The sequence below is a fragment of the Chryseobacterium lathyri genome (assembly GCF_019970085.1).
In the GTDB taxonomy this organism is placed as follows: Bacteria; Bacteroidota; Bacteroidia; order Flavobacteriales; family Weeksellaceae; genus Chryseobacterium; species Chryseobacterium lathyri.
Genome location: NZ_JAHXYG010000017.1, coordinates 1 through 501, shown reverse-complemented (window position 1 = coordinate 501; position 501 = coordinate 1). Strand labels below are relative to the sequence as shown.

The following is a 501-nucleotide window of genomic DNA, read 5'->3' as shown; positions in this document are numbered from 1 at the left end:
TCTCTAAAAAGACTTTTTTTGGACATTTGGAGATCCATTAATTGTGTCGCATAGTAAAGTGCAATATCTGTATGGATCAGATTTTTTAATTTGGGTAAAAATCCGGATTTCCTAAAACGTACGTCTACTTCATGTTGCACCGAATCCCAAGCAGAAATAATTTGCATTTTTGTTTGTGAAATAGGTTGTTCCTTCAATATCTTTTCCCGATTTTGATAGAAAGCTCGAGGATTCTTTCCCCAATCAAAATCTTTTAATTGCTGGTTTTCGACAGCAAGAGGCCCCTCAAAACCTATTAATTCTAAGTTTTGATCTTGAGTAACTTTGAATCGCAAAGCTAACGTTTGCCCAGGTTCAATATAAAATGTAAACCTGTCATTTCTATATTTTATATAGGAAATTTCAGGATGTGTCACAGGGTAGCTCGCTTCAAAACGACCATCAGGAAAGATCTGAACGGTAGTTGGATGATCTTCCCAAGTCAGCTGATTGCTACTATAT

General features: G+C 35.9%; 1 protein-coding gene. It reads right to left on the bottom strand.

Annotation, left to right across the window (positions count from 1 at the left end; genetic code table 11):
• On the bottom strand, positions 1–501 hold a 501-nt coding region (locus LC418_RS20850; RefSeq protein ID WP_223560514.1), incomplete at both ends, for a hypothetical protein.